General features: G+C 71.9%; 12 protein-coding genes. 5 read left to right on the forward strand and 7 right to left on the reverse strand.

Going from position 1 to position 16,048, the window contains the following annotated elements:
• Positions 1-85: 85 nt before the first annotated feature.
• From KGQ19_RS11500 to KGQ19_RS11515, 4 genes are all read right to left on the reverse strand, one after another.
• Entirely contained in the window at positions 86-1,135 is a 1,050-nt protein-coding gene (locus tag KGQ19_RS11500) for an LLM class flavin-dependent oxidoreductase (protein WP_212009081.1), read from the reverse strand.
• A gap of 96 nt (positions 1,136-1,231) precedes the next feature.
• The gene (locus tag KGQ19_RS11505) at positions 1,232-1,729 is read right to left on the reverse strand and encodes a flavin reductase family protein (protein WP_212009082.1); all 498 of its coding nucleotides are present in this window, start codon (positions 1,727-1,729) and stop codon (positions 1,232-1,234) included.
• Positions 1,726-2,670 carry a TauD/TfdA dioxygenase family protein gene (locus KGQ19_RS11510; RefSeq protein ID WP_212009083.1) on the reverse strand — a complete coding sequence of 315 codons (945 nt, stop codon included), beginning with the start codon at positions 2,668-2,670 and terminating at the stop codon, positions 1,726-1,728. The genes KGQ19_RS11505 and KGQ19_RS11510 overlap by 4 nt, the downstream gene beginning before the upstream one ends.
• A gap of 446 nt (positions 2,671-3,116) precedes the next feature.
• Positions 3,117-3,623 (reverse strand): NADPH-dependent FMN reductase, encoded by a 507-nt coding sequence (locus KGQ19_RS11515; protein ID WP_368862093.1) that lies wholly within the window; start codon positions 3,621-3,623, stop codon positions 3,117-3,119.
• A 395-nt stretch (positions 3,624-4,018) separates the two neighbouring features.
• On the opposite strand from KGQ19_RS11515, the gene KGQ19_RS11520 reads away from it, so the two are divergent.
• Entirely contained in the window at positions 4,019-5,227 is a 1,209-nt protein-coding gene (locus tag KGQ19_RS11520) for an ROK family protein (protein WP_230418498.1), read from the forward strand.
• Positions 5,228-5,308: 81 nt separating this feature from the next.
• Here the strand turns inward: KGQ19_RS11520 and KGQ19_RS11525 are convergent, their stop codons facing one another.
• The 3 genes from KGQ19_RS11525 to KGQ19_RS11535 all read right to left on the reverse strand — a co-directional run bounded on the left by KGQ19_RS11525 (position 5,309) and on the right by KGQ19_RS11535 (position 8,156).
• Entirely contained in the window at positions 5,309-6,337 is a 1,029-nt protein-coding gene (locus tag KGQ19_RS11525; protein ID WP_212009086.1) for a GDSL-type esterase/lipase family protein, read from the reverse strand.
• A gap of 98 nt (positions 6,338-6,435) precedes the next feature.
• Positions 6,436-6,915 carry a helix-turn-helix transcriptional regulator gene (locus tag KGQ19_RS11530; RefSeq protein WP_212009087.1) on the reverse strand — a complete coding sequence of 160 codons (480 nt, stop codon included), beginning with the start codon at positions 6,913-6,915 and terminating at the stop codon, positions 6,436-6,438.
• Positions 6,916-6,995: 80 nt separating this feature from the next.
• Positions 6,996-8,156, reverse strand: coding sequence for a PP2C family protein-serine/threonine phosphatase (locus KGQ19_RS11535; protein WP_212009088.1), 1,161 nt, complete (start codon positions 8,154-8,156; stop codon positions 6,996-6,998).
• A gap of 77 nt (positions 8,157-8,233) precedes the next feature.
• Here KGQ19_RS11535 and KGQ19_RS11540 point away from each other — a divergent pair, with 77 nt between their 5' ends.
• The 4 genes from KGQ19_RS11540 to KGQ19_RS11555 all read left to right on the forward strand — a co-directional run bounded on the left by KGQ19_RS11540 (position 8,234) and on the right by KGQ19_RS11555 (position 15,986).
• Complete coding sequence (locus tag KGQ19_RS11540; protein WP_307856395.1) at positions 8,234-8,827, forward strand: MarR family winged helix-turn-helix transcriptional regulator; 594 nt, start codon at positions 8,234-8,236, stop codon at positions 8,825-8,827.
• Positions 8,828-9,029: 202 nt separating this feature from the next.
• Complete coding sequence (locus tag KGQ19_RS11545; protein WP_212009089.1) at positions 9,030-9,368, forward strand: STAS domain-containing protein; 339 nt, start codon at positions 9,030-9,032, stop codon at positions 9,366-9,368.
• Between the two features lie 139 nt (positions 9,369-9,507).
• Positions 9,508-13,599: a HAMP domain-containing hybrid sensor histidine kinase/response regulator gene (locus KGQ19_RS11550; protein WP_212009090.1), complete on the forward strand. Its 4,092-nt coding sequence runs from the start codon at positions 9,508-9,510 to the stop codon at positions 13,597-13,599.
• The gene (locus tag KGQ19_RS11555; RefSeq protein WP_212009091.1) at positions 13,596-15,986 is read left to right on the forward strand and encodes a SpoIIE family protein phosphatase; all 2,391 of its coding nucleotides are present in this window, start codon (positions 13,596-13,598) and stop codon (positions 15,984-15,986) included. Before KGQ19_RS11550 ends, KGQ19_RS11555 begins: the two co-directional genes overlap by 4 nt.
• Positions 15,987-16,048: the final 62 nt, after the last annotated feature.

The following is a 16,048-nucleotide window of genomic DNA, read 5'->3' on the forward strand; positions in this document are numbered from 1 at the left end:
ACAGCGAACAGTGGGCGGTGATCAGAGGGGAGCGAACAGCGAGGGCACAGCGGATAGGGGTCAGCGGAGGGTGAGCAGCGTCCCCTCAGACCGCGACCGGCTCGCGCAGCCGCCCGATCAGCGCGTCACCGACGCGGGCGGTCTCCTGCTTGTAGGGGGTGTCGGACAAGATGAAGTGGCTGATGCCGAGGTCGGCGTACTTGCGCAGGGCCGCCGCGACCTGGTCGGCCGAACCGACCAGCCAGGTCGTGCCGGCCCCGCCGCCCCCGTACCGGCCCGGCGTCGTGAACAGGCAGTCGTCGAGGACTTCGCCGCGCTCGGCGAGATCCAGGAGGCGCTGCTGGCCGACCGCGGTCCGGCGGATGTTCCGGTCGGCGTCTCGCTTCGCGAGCTTCGCCACCTTCTCTTCCGCGGCCTGCCAGGCTTCCTCCGGCGTGTCCCGGACCAGGGTGGTGATCCGCAGCCCGAACTCAAACGGCTCCAAGTCACGGTCCAGGTCGCGACTGAGGGCACGGAGCCGGTCGATGCGTTCGGCGATGCCCGCCAGCGGCTCGCCCCAGAACAGCTGGACGTCGGCCTCCGTCGCCGAGACCTGTTCGGCCGCGGCCGATGCGCCACCGAAGTACAGGCGCGGTCCGCCGCCGGGAAGACGCGGGACGACCGTGGAGTCGGCGACCCGGAAGTACTCGCCGGCGAAGGTCACGTTCTCCTCGGTCCACAGCCGCCGGGCGATCCGCATGAACTCCTTGGTCCGGGCGTAGCGCTGCGCCTGGTCGCCTTCGGCGTCGCCGTACGCGGCGAGGTTGTCCTGGCCGCTGACGATGTTGACGAGCAGCCGGCCGCCGGACAGGTGCGACAGCGTCGCCGCCGAGCTCGCGAAATGGGCCGGCCGCCAGTAGCCGGGACGGATCGCCACGAGGGGCTTGAACGTGGTGGTCCGCGCCGCGACCGCGGTGCCGACGGTGAACGTGTCGGGACGGCCCCAGCCGGTCCCGAACAGCGCGCCGGACCAGCCGTGGCGCTCGGCGGTGGCGGCCAGGTCCAGGGTGAAGTCCAGGCTGCCCCAGCCGTCGGCGGTGTCGTCACCCCGGTGGCCGGGTTCGATGGTGTTGGGGACGTACCAGAGGAATTCCATATGTCCTTCTTCGGGAATCGCCAGACGAGTCGCCAGGCGGTCTGGCGGTCTGGCGGTCTGGCGGTCAGGCGGTGTGGCGGCGTGGGGGTGCGGGGGTCAGGCGGCGAGCGTGCGGAAGCCGCTGCGGTGGAAGACCAGGGGCTGGCCCTCGGCGGCCGCAGCCCTGGCGTGCACGCGCAGCAGGGCGATCGTGTGGTCGCCGGCCTCGACCTCGCGATAGACGCTGGTGTTGAAATGGGCCAGACCGTCCACGACGAACCCGGAGCCCTCGGCGGCGCGCGCCAGCGGGATCCCGTCGAACCGGGAGTCGACCGGCCCGGCCAACTGCCGGGCGAACGCGCGGTGCTGTTCGGCCAGGACCGTGATCCCCAGGTACGTGGCGGCACGCAGCTCCGGCCAGGTCTTCGAGCCGTTCGCGATCGACACCGACACCAGCGGCGGGTCCAGGCTCACCGAGGTGAAGGAGCTGGCGGCCAGTCCGACCGGCTCGTCCGCCACGAAGGCGATCAGGGCGACGACCCCGGAGGGGAAGGCGCCGAACACCTCGCGCAGAGCGTCCGGGGACAGGTCCTGGTTGGTGGTGAACAGGGTCATGACACGACAGCGCTCTGGGCCAGGAACGGCCGGCCGGCGATGAGCTCGGACTCGCGGCCGTCGACCCCCACCGGGCGGTCCCCGATCAGGGTGACGCGGTGCAGCGTGCGCCGGACGTTCAGGTGGTCCAGGTCGCGCGGGGCCAGGTGCGCGGTGGCGCGGTTGTCCCAGAACGCGACGTCGCCCGCGCGCCAGCGGAAGCGCACGGTGTATTCGGGCCGGGTCAGGTGTTCGTAGAACAGGTCCAGGACGCGCCGGGACTCCACCGCGCTCAGCCCGACGACGTGGTCGGTGAAGCCGGGGTTGACGAACAGCGCCCGCTCGCCGGTCTCGGGGTGCACCCGCACCACCGGGTGCTCGGCGATCAGCAGGTTGGCGTTGACCCGCTCGGCCCGCTTGGAGTCCTCGTCGGCCGGGATGCGGAAGCGGTGCACCGCCCGCAGCGACTCGGCGAGCCGCTGAAGCGGGGCGCTGAGGCCCTGGTAGGCGGCGACCAGGTTCGTCCACTGGGTGTCGCCGCCGAACTCGGGCACGTCCTCGGCCCGCAGGATGGAGGCGGCCGGCGGGTTGACCGCGGCGGTGACGTCGGTGTGCCAGCCCGCGAAGTACGAGTACTGACGCTTGCGGTACTCCTGCCGGAAGTCCTCGCCGTACTTCTTCGCGTAGCGGTCCGGGTCGATGGTCAGGATCTGCGGGAACCGCTCCGGCGGCGCTTCCTCGTGCGGGTGTGCGTGGGTGAGCTCGCCGAACTGCCGCGCGAAGGCGATCTGCGAGCCGTGGTCCAGGCGCTGGGCCCGGAAGAAGACGACCTTGTGCTCCAGCAGCGCGGCACGGACCGCCGCCACGGTGCCCTCATCGAGCGGTTCGGCGAGGTCGAGTCCGTCGACCTCGGCACCTATGTGCCCGGCGACACGGGTGATGGTGAGCTGGTTTTCCGGCATGACGACATGGGCCTTTCAGAAGGCGGGGGAGAAGACAGGAGAAGGCGGGGGAGAAGGCGCGCGCGGGCACGCCGACGGGTAATCAGCGGCGCGATTCAAAAGCTCGAATGCAGAACCCTGAAATAGTCGCCGGATTCATCAGAGGCGACGTGAGGGCGGCCCTTTGGGCGCGGAGAACTACCGAGAAGCGGAACAGACGGCACTGGCCTGCCGTCGAAGGTCGACGTGCAGACGGGCCACGAGGAGCGCGCCGGAGGTCATGCGTCCACGATCGCAGCGTGATTCGCGGGCGTCAACACGCGTCCATTTCATCTCTACTGAAATAATGCAGGCCGGGGCTGCCAGGCGTGCTCTGGTGTCGCTTTCCGTGGATGTGTTCCATCGGCGCGATGCCGGGAGTCTTATCTGGTGAGACATCACCGTGAGACATCGACTCTGGTGGGACATCAGCTCGGCCGGGTATTCGCGGCCAGTGCGGCGCGCACCGGAGCGCGCGCGGCGGCGAGCCAGGGCTCGTAGGCGGCCGGGTCGTCGTAGGAGGAGTCGAGCAGGTACAGGGCGCGGGTCGGCAGCAGCGCGCCGAGTTCGGTCAGCACCGGCTTGAGGAAGACCTCGGGCGCCATCGCGTGGCCCGGTCCGGCGCCGAGCATCAGCGGAATGGTGACCACACCGGCCAGCGAGTCGGCCTGGAACCGGTCGAGGAAGAGCTTGAGCAGACCGGTGTACGAAGCCTTGTAGGTCGGGCTGGCGACCACCAGCAGGTCCAGTGCGATGACGTCGGACACCGCGCCGGCGGTGGCGGCGTCGGACCAGTCCAGCAGGCCGGCGCCGTACTCGGCCAAGTCGATGGTCAGGTCCGGGGCGCGCCCGGTGAGCAGTTCCGCCAGGCGAACCGCGGCCTGATACGTGCGCGAGGCGGGCTTGGGGTTGCCCACCACGACGCCGGTGCGCAGATTCGCGGGCAGCGGCGCGGCCGGGCCGGAATCAGGGGTCTGGGACTGGGACTGGGACTGGGACTGGGACTGGGACTGGGACTGGGACATCAGTGTTCTCCATCGGTGGTGATGCGGCGCGCGGCGGCGCTCTGCCGGGCCGGCGGATGGCGGATGCGGGGGAGTTCTCGAAGCTAGGGACGGCGGCTTCGTCATGTCAATCACCGTCCGGCAGCCGACGGACGGCTGTCCACGGCGGAGATCCGCCCTCGATCGCGCACCGGCCCGGGAATAACCACGTCCGCGGCCCACGTTCGGGCCAGCATGGTTTCCCAGGCAGCCCGGCCGCGTCCGTGAAACCCGTTGTCAGCGATCATCGCGACGCCGCAGCGGGCGCTCCGGCTGCCGACGCGGGTATGCGTCCGCACTATCGTCCGCACCAGCGTCCGCCCGCAGCCAACAAGCGCGAGGCGAGCGCCGCCGCGATCCTGCGCGCCGTACTCGCCCACGGTCCGGTGGCCCGCAGCACGATCGCCCGCCTGACCGGCCTGTCCCCGGCCTCGATGACCGGGTACTGCACCGAGCTGATCGCCCTGGGTCTGCTGCGCGACCTGCCCGAGCAGACACAGTCGAACGGCGTGGGCCGTCCGCATCTGCCGGTGGACATCGACACCGCCCGCTATGTGGTCGGCGCCGTCCACATCGCGGTCCCGCGCACCACTGTCGCAGTGCTCGATCTGCGCGGCCGAGTCCTTGCCGAATACCGGATCCCGCACCAGGGAGCGTCGGCCGCCGATACCGTCCGGCGCGCTGCCGGTACCCTGCTCGATCTGCTGCGCAGACACAGCGCGGGCGCCACGGCGCTCGGCGTCGGGGTGGCCTGCGGCGGCTGGGTGGACCAGGAGACCGGCACCGTCGTCGAGCACGCGATGCTCGGCTGGCGCCAGGTGCCGCTGGGTGATCTGCTGCGCGAGCACACGGGCCTGCCGGTCCACGTCGACGGCCACTCCCGCGCTCTGCTGCACGGCGAACGCCTCTTCGGCGCGGCCCGCGGCGCCGGAAGCGTCCTGCACCTGTTCGTCGGCAACGTCGTGGAAGCCGCCTTCGCCCTGGACGACGCGGCCCACTACGGCCCGCGCTCCCAAGCCGGCCTCATCGCGCACCTGCCGCTCGCCGACAGCGCCGAGCACTGCCCCTGCGGCCGCACCGGCTGCTTCCAGGCCTCGGTCTCGGAACGCACGGTCTCCGGCCGCGCCGTCGAGACCGGGGTCCTCACCGTCCACGACTTCCCAGCCCTGCTCACCGCGGCCCGCACCGGCAACCAGGCGGCGCTAGACCTGCTGGTCGAACGCGCGCGCCTGATCGGCCAGGGCGCCGCGCTGCTGATCGACGTGTTCAACCCCGAACTCGTGGTCGTGGCCGAACAAGCGGTCATGGCCCTGCCTCCGGCCCTGGCGGCACTGCGGGACGCGATCAGCGCCGCCTCGCGCACTCAGATCGACGCGACGACCGCCGTCGTGCCGTCGAGCTTCGCCGGGGACACCCTGGCCACCGCGGGCGGGTCGGCGATGCTGGATGTGCTTTACCGGAATCCGCTTGCTGTAGCTCGTTCCAGCGGCCGATGAAGGCGCGTGCCGGGACTGTGGCGGGGCTGACGGGGCCGGTCAGCGGTCAGCGGTCGGCGTTCGGCGGTCAGTCGTCGGGGGTCAGTGGTCGACGGTCACCCGCACCGGCGCGCTGCGCGGACCGAGTCGTTCGCCGCGCGCCGAGGCGACATCGAACTCGTAGACGTGTCCGGCGGTCAGGCCCTGCGCCAGCCAATGGTCGCCCAGCACCGGGATCGGTCCCACCTGGCGCGGCTGCCCGAGCGTGACGTCGCGGAGTGCGACTCGGTACCCGGCGGCGCCTCGCACCCGGCTCCACTCGAATCTGACGCCGGTGCCGTCCTGAATCCGCGCCGCGAGGATCGTCGGCTTCCCCAACGGAAGCTCATGGAGCCGCGAGCAGGACGGTCGCGGCCGATCGTGGCCGACCCCGAACCGCCGCAGGGCGTGGGCGAAGCCGGCGGCCATGGCCGATTCGCCGGCCGGGTTCGGGTGGATGCCGTCGTAGGTGTGGGCGTCGGGGTCGAAGCCGTCGTGCAGGTTCACCAAAGTGACCGGAGACTGGTCCGTCGACAGGGCCGCGACGGTCGCGGGGAGTTCGGCGTTGTAGTCCTCGACGGTCTTGCGGAACCAGTCGTTGCCCCACGTGGTGCCGGTGATCGTGGCCACCAGGACGGCGACGTCGGGGGCGGCCGAGCGGGCTTCCGTCACCACCGCGGTCAGATCCCGCAGCGCCTGCTCGGGCGGTCCCACGGTCGCGAGGTCGTTGAACCCCAGCTGGATCAGCAGGAAATCCGGGCGGTGCGCGGCGACGTGGCGGCGCACTGACGACTTCGCGGCGTGCGCGGTCCATCCCGGCCGGGCGCAGTGCCCGCCCTCGAACCGGCCCTCCCGATACCGACCGGTCATCGGGTTGTCAGTCGCCGGGCCGGTCGGAACCGGACGGCCCTCCACGAGAGCCAGGAGCACCGGGTCCTCGTACATTGAGAAGGTCCCGGTGTGCGGGCCCACGAACTCGGCGGCCGTGCCGGTGTGCCGGAAGTGCTGTGCCAGCTGCCAGCGCCAGGTGTAGTCGTCCTGCATCCCGCTGGCCAGGGAATCGCCCAGGACCATGATCCGAGGTGCGCTCATTGAGATCCTTTCCTGTCCGACCGCAGGGAGCCCTCCGAGTGTCCCGGAGCGGCGGGGATAAACGTGGGTGGTCACTTGAGGCGGTGAGGTTCGGCGGATCAGGTCGGATCGGTGCCCGGCATCGGCAGGGTCGTGCCGGGCTCGGTGATCGGGAGCGCTCCGGGCGCAGGCGCAGGCGCAGGCGCAGTCGTAGGCGCAGCAGCCGTCGCTTCAGGCGCCGGCTCAGACGGCAGGGGCATGACCGCCGCGGCCAGGAAGGTCTCCTCCGGCGTCGGGATGTCCACCTGGTCCGTGCCGGTGAGCAGGTCCAGGAACGGCCCGACCTGGAGGCCCTCCTGGGCCGCGTGCCGGAACGGGTTGTCCGGGTGCAGCACGTAGTGCGTGCGCCGTCCGATCTTGACGCGCTCCACGTACCCCGCGCGCTCCAGGTCGGCGATGATCGCCTGGGTCGTGCGCTCGGTGATGCCGATGATGGCGCTGAGATCGCGGACCCGGGCCTGGGGGTTGCGCGCGATCTCGACCAGGACGTGTCCATGGGAGGTGAGCAGCGTCCACTTGCGACGCTCGTCTGCCTCCATCCCAACACCATATCCCGGCGGATATGGAATGTTGTTGACTTCTCGTGGCCGACGGCAGCCGGTCGGGCGGTGCGGCGCCCCTATTCGGCGGGTCTGCCGTACCAGTCCATGCACACCACGACGGCGTCATCGTCGGCGTCGGCCGACCGGTGGCTCGACACCTCGCGCAGGATCGCGGTGGGCACGGCCTCGGCCGGAAGCAGGCTGGAGGCGCTGATGCCGCGCTGCAACGCGGCGGTCCCGTAGACCTCCCCGCCCGGCGAGCGCGCGTCGTGCGCACCGTCGCTGACGATGACCAGGCGGTCGCCGGGCAGCACCTGGAAGGTCTGGGGCGTGTAGGCGGTCTCCTCGAACATACCCAGCGGCAGTTGGGGCTCGACGGTGATCCGTTCCACGACCCGCCCGCGGCGCCGCCAGATCTGCGGCGAACCGGCGTCCACGACGCTCACCAGACCGGAGTCGTAGGCGAAAGACATCAGCAGGGCGCTGATGTACAGCTCGCCCCGGTGCTGCGCGTACACCGCCTGATCGGCCAGCACCGCCTGGTCGGCCAGATCGATGCCGGCCCGCCGGGCGTTGCGCAGCGCGTTCACCGCCAGCGAGGTCAGCAGCGCGGCGGTGGTGCCCTCGCCCATCCCGTTGACCACGGTCAGGGTCAGGTCGGTGGCGGTGGCGGCCCAGTCGTAACCGTCACCGCGGATGGCGTAGGCGGGCTCCAGCTGCGCGCCCAGGGCGTACTCGCGGCGCCGGCTGGAGCGGCCGGGCAGCAGCTGCCACTGGGTCTCGGCGGCCAGCGTGAGTCTGGAGGCCCGGCGGGCCTGCTGGTACCGGTCGGTGTCGCGCTCGGCCACCACGATCTCGTGCCCGAGCAGCCGGGCGACCGCCTGCAGGACCTCGACCTCGGCGCTCCCGGCGGCGTCGGCCGGCAGCCGGGCGGTGAGCGTTCCGTGCCGGTCGCCGCGCACGGTCACCGGCACCGTCACGACCGTGCTGCCATCGCCCGGCCGCCGCACCTGCGGCTGCTGGCTGGCGAAGGCCTTGCCCTCGATGCTGGCGTGGATGGGCAGCGTGCCGGCCGGGGCCGGGCCGCCGACCGGAGCGAGCACCCGCAGTCCGTAGTCGGCCAGGTGCACCTCGACGTCCTCGACGCCCATGGCCAACAGGACGGCGCGCAGGACTTCCGGCAACGCCTCGGGGTCGGCCGAGCGCAGCATGCGCTCCACAGTCGGATAGTCGATCACTTCAGTTCCTGATTCTAAGCGGGCTCTTCGCGAGGCGGCGGCTGGTCGCTTCGGCTCGGCAGTGGCACAGTGGTGGCGTGCACCAGGATCCACCACTGCCCGCGACCGTCGCCGAAACGGCCGCCGCAGTCGTGGAATTGCTGGACGCACTGCACGGACGGGGCATGGAATCGCTGCCCGACGGTCCGGTGCCGCCCTCGCAGCTGCGCGCGCTGCGGGCGATCGAGCGGTGCGAGGGCATCAAGCTGCGGGCGCTGGCCGAGGCCCTGGGCAGCCGGCCGCCGGCCACCAGCCGGCTGTGCGACCGCATGGAGGCCGACGGGCTCATCCGGCGCGCGCCGAGCGCCAGCAGCCGCCGCGAGGTCGAGCTGTGGCTGAGCCCGCGGGCCCGCCGGGTGCTCGCCGAGGTCCGCTCGGCCCGGGTTCGGGAGCTGCAGGAGATCATGCGGACGCTGGCGCCGGATTCCCTGGCGGGGCTGTCGACCCATCTGGGCCGGCTGCACACGGCGATCGAGGAGCGGCTCGGGACTTCGCAGACCGCCGGCTTGGAAACTGCCGACGCACAGATCGCCGACGTACAGATCGCAGACGCGCGGATCGGCGAGGAGCGGATCGCGGACGCGCGGATCGACGGCTCGGCGATCGGCGAACAGGAGAGCAGCGCGGCCTGACCACCCACTGGACTCCCCTCCACCACGGCCGTAGGTGTCGCCAGTATCGCCCTGTATCGCGCAACACCCGGCGGGCGACGAGGCGGCCGGGAGCCGGCGCCGCGTCAAATGTTGCCACATGTAAACGATTAAATCTAAAGTCAGTCCCGGCCGCCCGGCGATCGCCGGCGGCCGACGGTTGTCCCCAGCGCAGGAGCGTGCCATGAACCCCTTCGGTCACACGGTCACCGAGCACGGCGACCACGTGCGCCTGGCGGTGGTCGGGGACGTGGACTTCGCCGCCTATCCGGTGCTGGCCGCGCGGATCCAGACGCTGATCGAGGAGGACCGGCGGGCCGTGGTCGTGGACTGCGCCGGGGTGACGTTCCTGGACTCGATGGGCCTGCGGGCCCTGGTCGAGGGCCTGCGCGCGGCCGACGACCGGGGCCAGGGCTTCGCGCTGGCCGCGCCCTCGCCGCCGGTGCTGCGGGTGATGGAACTGTCGGGAACCACGGAGCTGTTCCCGATTCGGGACCCCGAGCCGGGGGAGACAGGATCCTGAGATCTCGGCCCGCCCGGCCGCCGGCGCCCGCGGGGTGCCGCCGGGCCCGGTACGGGAGCAAGATGGCTGACGTCGGCGCACGACGGCTGGCTCGGCGAAACGGCGGGCGCACCCGCTTGGGAAGAAAGCAGGGCGGTTGATGAACGACCGGGCTGAGCAGGCGACCGCCATCGGGCGGACGGGCGTGCCGGGCGGGACGCAGGATTCGGAGGCACCGGGGCTCAGCCAGCTCCTGGCCGGGCTGACGGCGGTGCGCGACGGCGACTTCGGCACCCGGCTGCCCGAGGACGGCGACGGGCTGCTGGTCGAGATCGCGACCGTGTTCAACGGGATGGTCGACCAGCTCTCGCTGTTCACCTCCGAGGTGACCCGGGTGGCCCGGGAGGTCGGCACCGACGGCCGCCTCGGCGGGCAGGCCGAGGTCCCGGGGGTGTCCGGGACCTGGAAGGACCTCACCGAGTCGGTCAACGCCATGGCCGGCAACCTGACCGCGCAGGTGCGCTCGATCGCGCGGGTGGCCACGGCGGTGGCCGAGGGCGACCTGACCCGCACCATCGACGTGGACGCGCGCGGGGAGATCCTGGAGCTGAAGGACACCCTGAACACGATGGTGGACCAGCTCTCCTCCTTCGCCGACGAGGTCACGCGGGTGGCCCGGGAGGTCGGCACCGACGGCCGCCTCGGCGGGCAGGCCGACGTCAAGGGCGTGTCCGGGACCTGGAAGGACCTCACCGAGTCGGTCAACGTCATGGCCGACAACCTCACCGCGCAGGTGCGCTCGATCGCCGAGGTGACCACCGCGGTGGCCAAGGGCGACCTGTCGCAGAAGATCCGGGTCGACGCGCGCGGGGAGATCATGGAGCTGAAGGAGACCATCAACACGATGGTCGACCAGCTCTCGGCGTTCGCCGACGAGGTGACCCGGGTGGCCCGCGAGGTCGGCACCGAGGGCAACCTGGGCGGGCAGGCCACGGTGCGCGGGGTGTCCGGGACCTGGAAGGACCTGACCGACAACGTCAACGTCATGGCCTCCAACCTGACCGGTCAGGTCCGCTCGATCGCCCAGGTCGCCTCGGCGGTGGCCAAGGGCGACCTGTCGCAGAAGATCACCGTGGAGGCCAAGGGCGAGGTCGCGGCGCTGGCCGAGGTGATCAACACCATGGTCGACACGCTGTCGGCGTTCGCCGACGAGGTGACCCGGGTGGCCCGCGAGGTGGGCACCGAGGGCACCCTGGGCGGCCAGGCCCGGGTCCCGAACGTCGCCGGGACCTGGAAGGACCTGACCGACAACGTCAACTTCATGGCGAACAACCTGACCAACCAGGTGCGCAACATCGCCCAGGTGACCACGGCCGTGGCCCAGGGCGACCTGACCCGCAAGATCGACGTGGACGCGCGCGGGGAGATCCTGGAGCTGAAGACCACCATCAACACCATGGTCGACCAGCTGTCCTCGTTCGCCGCCGAGGTCACCCGGGTGGCCCGGGAGGTCGGCAGCGAGGGCCGCCTGGGCGGGCAGGCCGAGGTCGAGGGGGTCTCCGGGACCTGGAAGCGGCTCACCGAGAACGTCAACGAACTGGCCGGGAACCTGACCCGGCAGGTGCGCGCCATCGCCGGGGTCACCAGCGCGGTCGCCGAGGGCGACCTGACCCGGTCGATCACCGTCGACGCCTCCGGCGAGGTCGCCGAGCTCAAGGACAACATCAACTCCATGGTGGAGTCGCTGCGCGAGACCACCCGGGCCAACCACGACCAGGACTGGCTGAAGTCCAACCTGGCCCGGATCTCCGCGCTGATGCAGGGCCGCCGGGACCTGGCGGTGGTGGCCGAGCTGGTGATGGACGAGCTCACCCCGCTGGTCGGCGCCCAGTACGGGGCGTTCTTCCTGGCCGAGGAGGCCGTCGACGGCGGCGGCCGGACCGAGCTGCGCCTGATCAGCTCCTACGGTGATCCCGGCGACGGCCGGCCGACCCGCTTCCGGCTCGGCCAGTCGCTGGTCGGCCAGGCGGCGCGCAGCAAGCGCGTCATCGCGATCGACGACGTCCCGGCCGACTACGTGGAGCTGGGCTCGGGCCTGGGCCGGACCGCCGCGGCCAGCCTGGTGGTGCTGCCGATCGTGGTCGAGGGCCAGGTGCTGGGGGTCATCGAACTGGCCTCGATGCACCGGTTCACCCCGGTGCACCGCGCCTTCCTGGAACAGCTGATGGAGACCGTCGGCGTCAACGTCAACACCATCGTGGCCAACGCCCGCACCGAGGAACTGCTCGGGGAGTCCCAGCGGCTGGCCGCCGAACTGCAGGCCCGCACCGGCGAGTTGCAGGTGCGCCAGGAACAATTGCAGACCTCGAACGCCGAGCTGGAGGAGAAGGCCGCGCTGCTGGCCACCCAGAACCGGGACATCGAGGCCAAGAACCTGCAGATCGAGCAGGCCCGGCAGGAACTGGAGACCAGGGCCCAGCAGCTGGCGCTGACCTCCAAGTACAAGTCGGAGTTCCTGGCCAACATGAGCCACGAGCTGCGCACCCCGCTGAACAGCCTGCTGATCCTGGCCCAGCTGCTGGCCCAGAACTCGAACCGGAACCTGACGCCCAAGCAGGTCGAGTACGCCGGGGTGATCCACTCCGCCGGTTCGGACCTGCTGCAGCTGATCGACGACATCCTGGACCTGTCCAAGGTCGAGGCCGGCAAGATGGACGTCGATCCCGAGCCGGTCCTGCTGCCGCGGCTGCTGGACTACGTCGAGGCCACGTTCCACCCGCTGACCACGCAGAAGGGCCTGCGGTTCGGGGTCAGCACCGGGACCGGCGTGCCCGGGCAGCTGCTCACCGACGACTCCCGGCTGCGCCAGGTGCTGCGCAACCTGCTGTCCAACGCCGTGAAGTTCACCGAGACCGGCGGCGTCGAGCTGAGCATCGAGCCGGCCGCGCCCCAGGAGCTGCCGGTCGAGGTCCGCGACCACGGCCCGGCCGTGGCGTTCCGGGTCCAGGACACCGGCATCGGCATCCCCGAACAGCAGCTGGAGACCATCTTCGGGGCCTTCCAACAGGCCGACGGCACCACCAGCCGCAAGTACGGCGGAACCGGCTTGGGGCTGTCGATCAGCAGGGAGATCGCCCAGCTGCTCGGCGGCGCAATCACCGCGCACAGCGTGTTCGGCGAGGGCAGTACCTTCACTCTCTATCTGCCGATCGCGCATCCGGACTGGACTGATCCGGCCTTCGCCGACGGCGGTCAGGACGCTGGCACCGCCGGCCGGGCCGGCGATCTGCCCGGCGGCTCCGAAAACCCCGCCGGCCGTCCCGTCCTTGAATCCGGGGTCGCGGTGGCCGCACCCCGGCGGCCCGGCGCCTCGGGCGCCGTCACCGCCGTCCCGCCCCGGCGCCTGCTGGTGGTGGAGGACCGGTCGCGCGGGCTGCTCTCGCTGGTCGCCGAGAGCGCGGCCGAGGACCTTTCGGCCGCCGGGGAGCGGCTGGGGCCGCAGGCCGGGATCCAGATCCGGACCGCGGTCGGCGCGCAGGAGGCGGCGGCGATGCTGGCCGCCGAACCCCACCACTGCGTCGTGCTGGAACTGGACATGGCCCAGGACGGGGCCGCGTCGTTCCTCCAGGCCCGCGCCGCGGACCCGGCGCTGCACTCGATCTCGGTCCTGGCCCATCACAACCGCACGCTCAGCGCCGAGCAGGACCGGCTGTTGCGCGCGCACGCCGACCGCTATCCGCTGGAGCTGTTGCCGAGTCTGGACGAACTGCGCGAGCGCATCGTCCTGCACCTGGGCGCCGAGCGCCCCGACGACGTCGTCCCGCTGGCCCGGCCCGGCCGGGAGCGGCCGGCCGAGACGCCGGACAGCGGCGGACGGCTGGCCGGGCGCAGCGTGCTGGTCATCGACGACGACGCCCGCAACCTGTTCGCGCTGACCGGGATGCTGGAGATGCACGGCATGCGGGTGGTCGACGCCGAGGACGGGGTCAAGGGCATCCAGGCCCTGCGCGGCGACCCGGGTATCGAGCTGATCCTGATGGACGTGATGATGCCGGAGATGGACGGTTACGAGGCCACGGCGCGGATCCGCACCATGCCCGAGTACGCGGACCTGCCGATCATCGCGGTGACGGCGAAGGCCATGCACGGCGACCGGGAGAAGAGCCTGGCCGCGGGGGCCAACGACTACGTCACCAAACCGGTGGACGCCGCGCTGCTCATCGCCAGCATCCAGCGGGTTCTGGGCTTGTGACCGGCCACACCGGATCAGTACCGGAGCCGACCGGGCAAGAAGCACGCAGCCAGTACCTCGCTCCGTCCGGCGCCGGCATCGGCCGCCTCGCCGCGACCGTCGGGCGGCTCCAGGACCTGTTGGACGACGCCGAATCCAGCGCCGATGTCCGGGTCCTGATCGCGCTGGCCCGGGGCGTGCTGATGGAGCGCCTGCACATCGCGCCCGCGGACGCGGCGCGCCAGCTGGAGGAACTGGCCGAGCGCAGCGGCCGGCCGGTGCTCGAACTGGCCGCCGACATCGTCAACGAGATCGCCGGCGACCCGGTCGGCCGGGCCGGGGATCCCGGCCGCCAGGACCAGCACCGGGCCGGCTCCGGCGCGCTGTCGCTGAACGTGCGGTTGCGGGCGGCCGAGGCCGGCGTGCTCACCGCCTCCGATGTGCACGCCGCCGCCGGATCCCTGCACCGCCAGGCCCTGGAGCCGCTGGGCGCGACCGCCGTGGCCATCTGGGCCCTGGCCGCCGACGGCTCGCTGCTGCTCGCCGGCCACTCCGGGTTCCCCGCCGCCGAGGCGCGCAGCTGGCGCCACACCCCGCCCGGGGTCCAGACGGTGGCGCGGCAGGCGATCCGTACCCGGACCACGCTGTGGAGCACCGGTCCGGCCACCCTGCGCGCGCCGAGCATCGGGGAGCGGACACTCGGCGAGCAGGCCACACGCGTCGCGATCCCCGCGCAGCTCGGCGGGCGGCTGCTCGGCGTCCTGGAGATCTGCTGGCCCGGGCCGGTCGGGGAGCTGCCCCAGCCGGTGCACCGCCAACTCCAGGCCCTGGCCGAGTTGTGCGCGCACACGCTGGACGTGGTCCCGGCCGCGGGTCCCGACTCGCTCGGCGGCGCCGTCGACCCCGGCCTGGTGGACCTGCTCGACTCCCTGTTGGAACCGGCGTTGATCCTGCAGCCGCGCCGGGACGAGGCCGGCGGGCTGGCCGACTTCCTCATCGCCCACGTCAACGAACGGTTCGTCGACCCGTCCGGCCGCCCGGCCGCGGCGATCCTGGGGCTGCCGTTCCTGAGCGCCTACCCGATGGCGGCCGAGGACGGCGGGCTGTACGAGCGGATCGAGCGCGTGCACGCCACCGGCGAGCCGTTCCACCACGACCGCACCGTGCTCCGGTCCCTGATCGCGGGGATCCCGGTGACCACCGCGCTCATGGTCGGGATCAGCCGGCTCGGCGGCTCCCTGGTGCTCACCTGGCACCCGGAGGACGAGGAGGCCCGGCTGGCCCGGCTGCTTCAGCACGCGCAGCGCCTGGGCCGGATCGGCGGCTTCGAGGAGAACCTGCTCACCGGGGAGGTGACATGGAGCGCCGAACTGCTGGAGCTGTTCGCCCTGCCGACCACCGCGCGGCCGGTGCCGATCCGCGAACTCAGCTCGCACGCGCACCCCGACGACGTCGCGGCGATCTCCCGTTTCGTGCGCACCGTGCTGCACCACCGCGCGCCGGCCTCCACCGCCTTCCGCCTGCTGCGCAGCGACGGGGTCCAGCGCTACATCCGCATCGTCGCCGAACCGGTGCTGGAGGACGGCACCATGACCGCGGTCCGCGGCGCCTGCCAGGACGTCTCCGCCCAGCACTGGACCGAGATCGCGCTGGCCGCCACCCGCGACCGGCTGGAGCACACCGAGCGTGAGGTCGAGGAGGGCAACCGCATGACGCTGCGGCTCCAGCGGGCGATCATGCCCGTGGAGCCGACCCTGATCGACGCCTCGGGGCTGCGGATAGCGACCCGGTACCGGCCGGCCGAGAAGGGCCACCTGGTCGGCGGCGACTGGTACGACGCCCTGGTCCTGCCCGACGGGCGGGTCCTGCTCGTCGTCGGCGACGTCGCCGGGCACGGGATCGACGCGGCCACCGAGATGGTGGCGCTGCGCAACGCGCTGCGCGGGCTGGCCGCGACCGGCGCCACCGCCGCCCAGATGCTCAACTGGCTCGGCACCGTCGCCCACCACCTGTCCGGGAACGTGGTCACCGCCACCGTCATCTGCGGTATCTACGACCCCGAAGACCGCACCCTGCGCTGGTCCCGCGCCGGGCACCCGCCGCCGCTGCTGGTCCGCGACGGCGTCACCACGGTCCCGCCGATGCCCGAGGGGATACTGCTGGGGACGCTGGGCGATGCCCGCTATGAGGAGCAGACCCTCCAGCTGCGGCCCGGCGACGTGCTCCTGATGTACACCGACGGCCTGATCGAACGCCGCGACCGCGACATAGAGGAATCGCTGCAGGACCTGATCACCCTGGTCCGGCCCGGAACCGGCTCGCTGGAGGAGCAGCTGGAGCATCTGCTGCTGCACAGCAGCGCCGACACCGACGACGACACCTGTCTGATCGGGGTCGAGGTGCGGTGAACGGCTGGCTTGCTAGAGGCACAGCCGGACCATCTGCCGCACAGCAGCGCCGACACCTATCT

Source organism: Catenulispora pinistramenti (assembly GCF_018274385.1).
Taxonomy (GTDB): Bacteria; Actinomycetota; Actinomycetes; order Streptomycetales; family Catenulisporaceae; genus Catenulispora; species Catenulispora pinistramenti.